Genomic DNA, 11,124 nt, shown 5'->3' on the forward strand with positions numbered 1-11,124 from the left:
AGGAAATCTTAAATATTCAGGAAATAAGTGACATAAAAGAAAAAAGAAATAGCTTCCGGCATTTGTCCATTTCGCCGGAACTCCGAATGTGCGCTTATTCTTTTTACTATGTGCTGAACAGTAATACATCAAACTCTTTTGTCACGTCATAATTCGGAGTGCAAAGATAATGTTTTCTGCTCAAATGAAAGGATGTTTGCCAAAAGTTTTTACAAAAATATTTCATTTTCCTCTTTTTACTTCTTTTCTCCGCTGTGGCGGGCGGCTCTTTCGCGCATGATGCTGTCCGACCACTCCTGCAGGCGCTTGTATTCTTCTTCGGTGAGCCGCATGAACGAGCCGTGCTGCGGATGTTTCACGCCCTCCATGGTGACGGGGGAGTGGAAGTTGGAGAGTTTCTCGTCGGCCTGACAGATGCGGTATCTTTTGGGTTTGGAGGAGTATTCGATGTAGGCCACGCGCCAGGTAGAGTCGCCCACCAACTGGAAGGCAGAGCAGCCCTCACACTTTTTGTTGCCTTCAAACTTCACATAATCGTTTTCATCTTTTATTTTATAAAGACCGGTCAGTTTTGTAGCTGTAGCGGCAAAGATGCCGGGTGTACCTCCTTCTTTCTTGATGAGCATGTGATAGAGTCCGTCGGCCGGCACATAGTTAATGTCGGCATCGATGGTAGCATATCCCCAGTCCACCAGCAGGCGGGGTTTAGTGAGACGTGTAAAGGTGGCGTCGGCATAGGAATAGAACACGCGGTCGTACTGGTCTTCTGCCGGATTAAGCAGTGAATAGTATATCATGTATCCGCCCTTCGTGCCATCAGTCCATACGTACGAAGGGTCCCAGAAAATTTGCGGTGCCCATACGCGTTTGATGGTGCTGTAGTCCTTATAGACGTCGGGCGACTGAGGGTCACAGAAAATGTCCGGTCCCCGGCGGAAGTCGAAGGTGGTAGAAGTCCAGTGAATCAGGTCGTCACTTTTCAGCAGGTTGATGCCGTAGTTGAACCACGAGCGGCTCTTGGCGTTGCTCATGTCGGTAGTCACCATCAGATAGCCTTTTCCGTCGGACGTGCGGCAGATAAAGGCATCGCGTGCTCCTCCCTCTATTTTTGACATTTCTTCTACATTGTATACGGGGTCGCCATCAATCAGGTCGTGAAAGTGTACGCCATCACGGCTCAGGGCGTAGGCCGTCCATTCTCCTCGTCCGCTCATGTGGCAGTACAAGTATCCGTAGTCTCCCTTTTGCAAGTTTTGTGCTCCGGCTCCCAGCGAAGCCAGTGCCAGCAGTGAAATTATCAGTTTCTTTTTCATGGTAGTGTAATGTTTCATTTTGCGGGTAAAAGTAGAAAATCGGCAGAAGGCAGACAAGGGACTATTGTACAAATTACACGTAATAATGTGTCAAATGCTCCTGCGATGTAACGGAAACGGGTTGTACGGGCTGGAAAAATGTAGTTTCTCGGAAAAAAATCTCTTTTTTATTTGGCTGTTTTCAAGAAAACAGTAATTTTGCAACCGTTTTCAACGAAACACGTTGCCGAAATAACTCAGTTGGTAGAGTAACTCATTCGTAATGAGTAAGTCGCGGGTTCGAGTCCCGCTTTCGGCTCCGACTTAAAACCGCTTATTACATTGTGAATTAGGCGGTTTTTCTATTTTCTACAGCTTATTACGATGATTAAAAAAAGGATTTGAATTGTAAATTTACAATTCTGTGAGTATCCCTGGAGTATCCTTAAATTTTTTAATCATTATGGCAACTCTATCACTTACCATTTTCAAGGCAAAAGCATTAAAAGACGGAAGACATAAGATAAGAATTGCACTCCGTCACAAGCATGAAACAACATATATCGTCACACGATTCATTATTTCAGAGAACCAGTTTAAGAACGGTCAGGTCGTGAAGCATCCAGAGGCATCTGCGATAAACCGGAAACTTAGGAACATCCTTGATGACCTTCAAGAGAAACTGGACTCAATAAAACATCTTGAACTTTATTCCTGCCGGCAAATTAAAGAAATCATTTCTACAGACAATCTTTCCGATGAGCAAACCTTTTCATCAGCATGTAGCAATTTTGTAGACTATCTCAAGTCTGAGGGAAGAGATTCATACGCATTATCTATTGAAAGGGTGGGGAGATATTTTCGTGACTTTGCAAGAGGTGACATACTTCTCTCTGATTTAACCCCGTCACTAGTCCAGAATTTTGCCGCATTCATACGGAAGCGGAAAGTGACTGAAACTACAGTAAACACAATGCTTGCCCAAATGAAATCTGTCGTCAATAGAGCGATAAGAGAGTGGAATATATCTTACGATATACATCCTTTTGTAACGACTAGAATATCTGCAGCCCCTATCAGGAAGCTTGATCTGACAGTACAGAATTTTAACAAGATTCGTGAATCTTCACCAGAAAAGAGAAAGCTGATTATGGCACGTGACCTTTTTTGCCTTTCCTTTTACTTGGGAGGGATGAATCTTATAGACATTATGCAAACAGACTTTAGAAAAGATGTATTGGAATATTCACGCTCAAAGACTAAAGGGCGAATGCAGTCGGATAGTGTAATCACATTTACAATACCGTCTCAAGCAAGAGAGATAATATGCAGGTGGATGGATAAAAGGACGGGGAAACTTGATTTTGGGTATAAATTCACATATCACAACTTTTCTCAGTATGTTACGTATTCTCTTGGAGATTTGGCTGAAGAGTTAAATATTGATGAACGTGTTACATTTTATTCGGCCCGCAAGTCTTTCGCTCAGTACGCCTCTGAAATAGGTATTCCTGACGGGATAATAGACTACTGCTTAGGCCACTCAGACAAATCAAAAGGAGTTATACGATACTACACCAAAGTCCGGCAGAAACAGGCTGATATGGCCATATCTCGTGTGATTGATTACGTGAACAACCCGGAAAAGTACAAAGAATATATCGAACTGAGGTCTGATATTATGATGATGAGAGGGTAATTTGTCTGACACTTTATCTGTTATGTTATGTATGAGGCAATGGAGCCACTACATAATATTTATTGTAATATGAAAAGAATTATCAACAAATGCCCATGCTCGTTAGAAGCTTGGGTTGGGGCAGATGAACCTGTCTTTAGCGAACAGAATCTTTACTTCTCTCGTAAGGTTGAAGTGAAGGAGTATTTATACAAGAGACTCCAAAAGTACAAAGGCGAAATGGTGGAGTGCTATGTATATCAATTTTACAAGGGTAAACCGCGTGAAGTGCTTGTATCTTTTAATGTAAAATAGCCTAAAGTATAAGTCAATAAAAGCCCCTTCCGGATATTAATCTGGTTGGGGCTTTCGTTTGCAATAAAAGCAAACTTCTACACTGCAAAGATGTATATAATTTCCCAGAAAAGTTGTATATAATTATTGGAAAATATTGTATATCAGAATGGCTACAATCTTAAATTTAAAACATAGTAATTACAATGTAAGTATTTATATGTAAGCACTAATCATTTTTTATATCTATGGATTTATATAATCTGCTTAGAAACTCATAAGATACATATTCGTTCTTAACTGGATTTTGTTGTAAAGTTGAAGGGAAACTTATGTATTCCATACGTGATATATTATTTATATTTTCTTTCAATCTTATATCTTTTAGTTCAAGGTTATTGAATAAATCTGCATCTAAATATAATTGTCGGGTTTTGTTGTTTGACAAAGAACTAAAAGAGTTAAAGAATAAAAGTACGAGTTCATCTTTTGATAATTGAGCACGGAATATATCTGAATACTTTTTAGGATAGTTGAATCCTGAGACCATTTCCAGAATATAATAAGCGTTTCTAAAATATGTACCAAGTTGATTTATATATTTAGAAAAACAAAAGTCAGCAGTTTTCGATATAGCTTCTATTATTGGTTTAAAGTTATTCTGTTTAAGATAAGTTCTTATAGCTATTAAGCAAATATAATCGTATGTATTTAAATTAATAGGTATTTGATTAACAACGCCTCCAGATTTACTCCAATTATATCCGTTATAAATATTATTTATAGCAATTGCTAAATAATTGTATGAAGAATACCATTGTATTGTAGATCTATTTGATGGAATGATTTCTTTTGCGAATTCCTCTTTGGATAAATAGTTTGGTATATTATTTCTTATTTCTACGTAAAATATACAACATAATTCAAAAGTTATTTGTTGATAAGTCTTTTCAGTAGTACAAAATTCCTCATATTGAATAATGTTCCAATCATGAAGTGTTTTATCATATTTCCAATCTATTTTTTTTACACGTAATGAATCACGATAAGAAATGAATATTTTAAGCATTTCAAAGAATGTAGATCTTTCCTCACTATTCAAAAACTGCTGTTTATTTTGTTTTGATGTGTATAATACTCCGATAAATGCTATTAACCCTGTAATAGCTCCAAGGATACTTCCAAAATCACCCCAATGAAATTTACTCCTTTCTGAAATAAAAAAACAGCATAAAATAGAGAATGCTATTATTGATATGGTAATTATCCATGATCTTTCATTTTTTATATACTTCTTCAATCTTCTCATAATTTGTAGTTTAATGTATTTTCCGCATTAACTACAAATATACTACTTCTTGAATATTTTAAGCACCAATAATCCTATTATCACTATAATTACAATAAATGAGAGTTCACCAAGTCTAATTTTTATCTTTTGATATAAAGTAAGTTCCTTTTCTACTGGGTAAGGAACTTTTTCCTTTTTGGAAACAACCACTTCCTTCGCTGGAAGGTAAACCGTATCCGGCTGAGTTTTCATCTTCGCCAGTAGATTACCTAGGCTATCAATGGTAAGCTGCGCCTGAGCGTTCTTACTGTTTGCGATGTCCAACCATTTCAGTACGACCTTCCCGTTCTCGTCGCACTCTAACAACGCCCGGATGGTGGCACTGTCAGGAGGGATCTGTACTTCAACCAATTTCTCTATTACCACGCTATCAGCTTTGGTTTCAACCGGAACATACTTCACTGTCTGGCAGGAATAAATGAGAACGAGGCACATAAATGGAGCCAGCGTAATACACCAGCTCACCTTATCCATTATGTATTCGTATAACTTCATGGCTTCACAACGATTTCAGGGACAAAAGGATATTCGCTCCGCACATCGAAGCAAGGACACATCTTCGTCCACTCTTCAGGTTCCACGATACCATCACCGTCCAGGTCAGGCGATGTGTCACGATGCCCCAGCACCTCGACAATCTGGTACTTTCCGCAAAGCTCCTTAATCAGTTTGGCTAACGCTTTCTTCTGTTCCGGTGTTCGGGTGTCAGCTGCCTTACCGTGCGCGTCCAGACCGCCCACATAGCAGATACCAATTGAATGTTTGTTGTACGACACACCTGAGAATCCCTTGCTATTACAGTGCGCCCCGTCAATAGTGAGCGAACGGCCAACTTCTACCGTACCATCCAGCCGGATAACGTAGTTGTACCCAATACACTGAAAGCCACGGGATACGTGCATCTGATTAATCTCCTTTTTACCTATGTCCAGCCCGGCACGTGTGGCTGAGCAGTGAATTATTATTGAATCTATTTTGTTCATAATAAAATTACATCTATATTTGTGGAGTTCTGCCAATGGTAGGATGGTTAATAAAAAATTTATTACAAGGAGTGCAGTGGCACTCCTATTTTATTTTAGTTCAGTTTCTTTTCTTCAGCACGCTAATCCGTTTCCCGTCTTTGAAATACATTCGTGACATGTTCTTATCACGAACAAATCTTCTGTCCATCGAAAAATATCCATGCTTCCCGTCACTGAATACCGCCCTTTCGCCGGTCTTAAAGCGAACCGGCATATTAGGCAGTCCATTATTCATGGCCGCCAGTATAAGCAATCTGCGTCTTAACAAACTCATAAAGCACCTCCCATCACAGCTATATTATTAAGAATACTTACCTGATACGTCCTGTTGGCCCTGACAACACTGCTTCCTATCCATTTCACACCTTCAGGAAGATTCAGGACGGTAGGCGTAACACCACTTGAAAACTGGAACATGTACTCATTGGCAATGCCTGGAAAGCCTTTTCCAAATGTGACGTTAAGTACGGATACTTCTCCGAACACATGGAACACGTTCGGAAGAAGCTCGGCACTGACCTCGCCCGTACCAGCATTCACGCTGGATATGCAGCCATTGCCATAATATTCCCCATGGGTATAGATAGCCCGTATCTCCTTGATGTAGGAAACGGAATCAGGCAATATGTTACCGGCTTCCAGTTCTTTCTTGAAGGTGGCATATTTCAAATAATTGTTGAATCTCTTTTTCGCCATGTCATTGGGATTTATGGGGGGCTCCGATACAAAGCCCCCCACATGTTATTACTCGGTTTCCTCATTCCATGCAAACGCATCGTCAAGATCCTGTTTAGTGGCATACTGCTTCAGAGTCTCGTTCGTTGCATAGCTGGTCAGTTCAGCCTTGGTCGCATAAGTGGAGGAAAGCCCTTCGATAGCCTCACTCAGTGCGGCTTTTGTGGCATAGGTGTTCGCCACATCTACAGCCTTGGCATATCCAGCCAAATCCTCTTCGGTAAGAAATCCTTCGAGGTCAGCTTTCTTTGCATACGCTGTCAAATCGACCGTACCACCCAAGGAATCCCAGTTGGTTTCCACACTTGCCTGATTGGCCGTTTCTCCGATGTAGACGAAGTTCGTTTCAGCCGGATATTTCTTGCCGTTCAGGGTAACTTCTGCCGTAACGTTATATACGTGGCCTTTCGATACAGAAGCCACCCCTTTCAGGGCACTAAGGTCTGCCAGAGTACCCTTTGGCACATATACGGCACCAAGCGCGTTGACCTTGTTTGTCAGTGTGTCAACCAGACCTTTCAGAACTTTACCCTGCTCGGCGGAAAGTGCCTTATTAGTCCCGCCCGTTGTGAGGTCATTGATAATCTGGATGAGTGTCTGTGCACCAACGTCAAGACGAATCCATCCGCCATAATCAGCCTGGGTAATCTTTGTCATGTCCTTCAGGACATACAGAGCCGGTTTGCCGTCCCCGTTATCTCCAACAACGACCAACATGCCGTTATAAGTATTCTTTCCTGAATAGGTAGCTGCGGCAATAAGGTCTGTCTTGTTTGGAACAAGCTGACGGGCATCCAGTGGCGCCTGTCCTCCAGGCTCAAAGTTCACGGCAAAGGAAGCAATACCCGCAGGACGGTTTCCTGTTGTCGAAGCCATCGGCATGACATTGTTCATCGGCATGGCAAAGGGAACTTCACGGCTGTTTCGTGCAAGCATGGCTATCACTTCATCCGTAATTTCCTCGCCATTATATGTGTCCGGCTCGTCTACAAGTTTTTTTCCGGCATCGGAAACTGTGAAGCGAAGTTGTAATGCACCGGACATGGCACCTGTCGTTGTCAGCTTCTTGTATGCAATCTGAACACTTTGTACGGTCTTGTTTCCTGCATCAGATACGGTGTACTTGTCCGTTCCGAAGACTTCCCACTTTCCGGACACCGTATTATAGAACTCGACTTTTGATACATTCTTTTCTGAAGGGAAGTAGAATTCAAGGCGGGTTCCGGTTGCTGCTTCAGAAGCAAACTTCGCTCCAATTAATGTATCAGTCCATTTCTGCAGCGGAAGCTTTGTATCTGGAGCTGCGGCAGACGGGAAATTGGTATCTCCGGCAGAGGTAGAAGCTGAAGAACCATTACAGTAAAACGGATAGGTACCATAAAGGTAGACAGCACCTGATTTCACAGTACCTTCAGGAAGCGGATTAGGGGACACGGTCGCCTTGTTTCCTTTTGAAGTGAGCAAGGTGTCACCTGCGCCATGATGAGCCTGGTAATTGTACTGCATCGTACCGAGTGTAACTTTCGTCGGCAATGTCTTGTTGCTTGTACTGTTTCCTACATAGATGAAAGACTGGTCATCGGAGATAAGTTCTCCTGCACGGTTCTTGTTTGCCTGGCCAACAACCGTACAATTACCACGGTTAAATCCTGTCTGAATCTGTTCTGAGGTAGGTGCGCTTTCACCAACCTCCAGAATCTTGTTGGCGGTAAAAGGAGACTTGAATGATATTGTTGCACTTGGTGCCTGTACCGTCGGCTGGATTTCCTCAAAGAGAATATCCTCGAAAATCTGGCTCAGCGTCTTTGTCTTCAAGGTCTCGACCTTTGTCCCAGCCGGAAGACCTCCCAGTTTCGAAGGAGTGGCAAGGCTGTCTGGCAATGATGTCTTGAACCTGATGAGTTCCGTCAGATCATATTCGGTCTTGCCTAATGATTTGGTAACGATAAGTTTATTGCTGCCTTTGTCAAAACTGACATCTGTGACACCGCTTCCTCCATAATTCACACCGTTCATCAACAGTTCTTTGGTGTCGGTTGCAAAATAGATAGCATCCAGATGTTTTGACGCTGCATCATAACGGGCCTTTAAGCCCCTGTAGAATTTTAATTTTGTTGTTGCCATAAAAGTCTGATTTTAACTGTTTGTTTCTTCATTCCATACTGCTTCTGTTATCTCCTCCCATTCTCCATCCTTCCGGCCGTATATCTTCCCGTCTTTTGGCGCATCAGGAATGGGAATGCTTCCACCGGTTGATATGTCAATGGAAGAAGCACCAAGGTTGACGGTGGCCATTTCAAGGTTAGGGACACTTATGCTGTCCTCTTCACAAGTTGTTGCAACAAGCCTGAAAGCCTCACACATGTCAACGGCAGTCTGTCCTTCCTTACCATAGTTCTCCCACAAAGTCAGCGAATACGTACCAAGGTGTTTGTGGTCCGTTCCATGAAAAGTAAATTTCAGCTTGTTTCCCTGGTATATCTCAAAATGGAAATCGAGAAATCTGCCTAGAGGATTCTTCAGCATGAGTTTCAAGTCCCTTCCTTCCAGTGGAACAGGCTCCTTGTTCGTGAGTATCTGCCAGGTGAAGTATATATCTTTCCCTATCCTTATCTTTCTCATATCAACTAGGTCATGAAACTTATTGTCATAAGTAATATTATGATTACGGAGTAGATGATTTCCGCTATCAGGCGTCTATCTGCCTTCTTCATCCTTTGTAACTTTTTCGATAATTTCGCCAGCCGTTGTGTACTTCTTTTTAATGTAGCCCACCAGCAGGCGCTTAATGGAAACCTTGTTCTTGATTCCGTGAATTTCACATACATGTTCCATGATTGAATCAAATTCAAATACAATAGCTATCCCCAGTCCGCACATTGACGATGTCGTATAGGAACAAATACCTACAGGCTGGAGAATAGCAACACCAAAACCGAATCCCAACACTAAATACGAATTATATTCGATGAACTTGCACATCGTTCGGCGGCCTGCTCTGGAAAAGCGGAAATCCTCTCCTCGCTTGACCACGCTGTCAATGATACCAAGGACAAAATCCGCTATAATCATGGCTACAATGAAGACCAGCATCCAGCGAAGCTCAAAGACAACGCTTCTTATCTCTCCTACAAAGGAGTAAGCCCCGGCAACAAGAATCTGCGGGGCTATGACGGTTATAAGGTTCTGCATCACTCCTTATTTACCTTACCACCGAACAACCTGGACAGCCATTCACTTGTTACAACCGACACGATACCAGTAGATGCCAGGGCGACAAATAACGCATCAATCACCACAACCCATACGCTTGCATCTGCAGGAGGGAAACCGAGATGCATCCACCAACTGAAGAAGGTAACGATTACACCAACTACAGCAGTTACCCACATAGTCACCCACTTATTCATAGGATTGGATAGCTTCGAAGCGATAAATCCTACTACAGCAGGAACCACGACCGTAACAAGCCCGGTGAAGCTGGCAAATCCGGTCAGGAACTCCGGAACGGAAGGTTCTACACTAACGGAAGTCTCCGCGAAAACACTCACTACGCACATCAGCAGTGCGACCATCATGAAAACGAATCTTTTCATCTTACTAAGGTTTTAGATTAAACAAAAAATGCCCACAAGCGCATCCCAACTTAATGGAACACGCTCATGGGCGTAACTACTATTTCACACACAAAACTACTCATTTACCATCCTTTTTCAGCGAAGGTAAATGATATAAAAACGAACAAAGAATAAAAGGTTTCAAATCGACTGACACGCCTTGTCAGTAAGTTGGTAGAAGCCGGGTAGAATAAGCAAGCTAGTTACTATTTTCTACCCAATTTCTACCAGTCAAATAATTTTCAATACAGCTTTCTTTATTTCAGTTGTTTTCATTCATACCCATAAGTCCTGGCGGAACTTATTGGGATTGCAACATTAGAAAAATCGGGGCTTCACCCCGCTGCTAAATTCAGCCAGGGTGATAATGTTACATGATGAACATAGAGATGATGAATTAGCTGTATACAGGAAAGAGGATGGAGGATATTATCTATATACAGCTAGTTATAACTTATATGCATATATTATTAGCTCTTCGTTTACTCTATCTATTGTTAAAGGACAAGATGGCAACGGGCTTATTAAAATCAATAGGGCCTAATATTATAATCGAGTCCATTTAAACTATGATTAAAATTCTCTCCACTCTCCCCATGAATTACCACCATTAGAAGACATACGGGTAAACCGTTTATTGTCATATATGGACATTGCTATTTGCGTGTGATATTCACCTTGACTGAAATATAATAAATTCCCATAAGTGAATAAATCGAAGTTAATAGTTCCTAGAGATATATTAATCATATATACCCTATTATTCAAACAATTATCCGGATTTATGACAATACCACCATCCCTGAACCAAGTATTGTTAATCCCAATAAGTCCCGCCAGAACTGACGCAACCTGTTCTTTTGTCATCAATCCGATTGCATTTCCGGCGGCATTCACGGCCACAAAACTGGAGATGTCTTCCAAAGCTGGAAGAGCCAGTGTAGACTTCTTCAGTAGCTCCGTTTTCGACACTTTATGCGGAACGCCGTTTGTATCGTACACCTGTACCGTTTCACCATCTTCTTCCGTTGTCTGATTCTTCATACTTTCTGTATGTTTCAATAGATTGTCAGTTTCTTCACCTGTAAAGCTTAATACAAAATCTTCTTCTGCTGCCATAATTGTTTTTAAT

At 41.7% G+C, this 11,124-nt stretch carries 13 protein-coding genes and 1 tRNA gene; 3 read left to right on the forward strand and 11 right to left on the reverse strand.

The annotated features are described in order from the left end of the window. Positions 1-236: 236 nt before the first annotated feature. Entirely contained in the window at positions 237-1,313 is a 1,077-nt protein-coding gene (locus tag DXD04_RS06320) for a glycoside hydrolase family 43 protein (RefSeq protein WP_117672075.1), read from the reverse strand. A 225-nt stretch (positions 1,314-1,538) separates the two neighbouring features. On the opposite strand from DXD04_RS06320, the gene DXD04_RS06325 reads away from it, so the two are divergent. The 3 genes from DXD04_RS06325 (at position 1,539) to DXD04_RS06335 (ending at position 3,285) form a co-directional block, all read left to right on the forward strand. After that, positions 1,539-1,611: transfer RNA gene (locus tag DXD04_RS06325), tRNA-Thr, on the forward strand. 144 nt (positions 1,612-1,755) lie between these two features. Further along, a complete protein-coding gene (locus tag DXD04_RS06330) occupies positions 1,756-2,991 on the forward strand; it encodes a site-specific integrase (protein WP_117671846.1) in 1,236 nt (411 codons plus the stop codon). 69 nt (positions 2,992-3,060) lie between these two features. Continuing rightward, on the forward strand, positions 3,061-3,285 hold the full coding sequence (locus tag DXD04_RS06335) for a hypothetical protein (RefSeq protein WP_147330746.1): 225 nt from the start codon (positions 3,061-3,063) through the stop codon (positions 3,283-3,285). 208 nt (positions 3,286-3,493) lie between these two features. On the opposite strand, the gene DXD04_RS06340 is transcribed toward DXD04_RS06335, so the two are convergent. The 10 genes from DXD04_RS06340 to DXD04_RS06380 form a co-directional block, all read right to left on the reverse strand. Beyond that, a complete protein-coding gene (locus tag DXD04_RS06340; protein ID WP_117671850.1) occupies positions 3,494-4,573 on the reverse strand; it encodes a putative phage abortive infection protein in 1,080 nt (359 codons plus the stop codon). Between the two features lie 42 nt (positions 4,574-4,615). Next, the gene (locus DXD04_RS06345; RefSeq protein WP_229035425.1) at positions 4,616-5,110 is read right to left on the reverse strand and encodes a hypothetical protein; all 495 of its coding nucleotides are present in this window, start codon (positions 5,108-5,110) and stop codon (positions 4,616-4,618) included. Further along, positions 5,107-5,598 (reverse strand): N-acetylmuramoyl-L-alanine amidase, encoded by a 492-nt coding sequence (locus tag DXD04_RS06350; protein WP_117671852.1) that lies wholly within the window; start codon positions 5,596-5,598, stop codon positions 5,107-5,109. The genes DXD04_RS06345 and DXD04_RS06350 overlap by 4 nt, the downstream gene beginning before the upstream one ends. Before the next feature lie 100 nt (positions 5,599-5,698). Next, on the reverse strand, positions 5,699-5,875 hold the full coding sequence (locus DXD04_RS16655; protein ID WP_181977455.1) for a hypothetical protein: 177 nt from the start codon (positions 5,873-5,875) through the stop codon (positions 5,699-5,701). 35 nt (positions 5,876-5,910) lie between these two features. Then, positions 5,911-6,336 carry a hypothetical protein gene (locus DXD04_RS06355; RefSeq protein WP_117671854.1) on the reverse strand — a complete coding sequence of 142 codons (426 nt, stop codon included), beginning with the start codon at positions 6,334-6,336 and terminating at the stop codon, positions 5,911-5,913. A 48-nt stretch (positions 6,337-6,384) separates the two neighbouring features. Next, positions 6,385-8,499: a hypothetical protein gene (locus DXD04_RS06360; RefSeq protein ID WP_117671856.1), complete on the reverse strand. Its 2,115-nt coding sequence runs from the start codon at positions 8,497-8,499 to the stop codon at positions 6,385-6,387. A gap of 12 nt (positions 8,500-8,511) precedes the next feature. Beyond that, positions 8,512-8,997, reverse strand: a complete 486-nt coding sequence (locus DXD04_RS06365) for a hypothetical protein (RefSeq protein WP_022052817.1) — start codon at positions 8,995-8,997, stop codon at positions 8,512-8,514. Between the two features lie 75 nt (positions 8,998-9,072). Beyond that, positions 9,073-9,567: a hypothetical protein gene (locus tag DXD04_RS06370; protein ID WP_117671858.1), complete on the reverse strand. Its 495-nt coding sequence runs from the start codon at positions 9,565-9,567 to the stop codon at positions 9,073-9,075. Further along, positions 9,567-9,971: a hypothetical protein gene (locus tag DXD04_RS06375; protein WP_117671860.1), complete on the reverse strand. Its 405-nt coding sequence runs from the start codon at positions 9,969-9,971 to the stop codon at positions 9,567-9,569. The genes DXD04_RS06370 and DXD04_RS06375 overlap by 1 nt, the downstream gene beginning before the upstream one ends. Before the next feature lie 594 nt (positions 9,972-10,565). Continuing rightward, positions 10,566-11,111, reverse strand: coding sequence for a hypothetical protein (locus DXD04_RS06380; protein ID WP_117671862.1), 546 nt, complete (start codon positions 11,109-11,111; stop codon positions 10,566-10,568). Positions 11,112-11,124: the final 13 nt, after the last annotated feature.

The sequence above is a fragment of the Phocaeicola plebeius genome (assembly GCF_003437535.1).
Classification (GTDB): Bacteria; Bacteroidota; Bacteroidia; order Bacteroidales; family Bacteroidaceae; genus Phocaeicola; species Phocaeicola plebeius_A.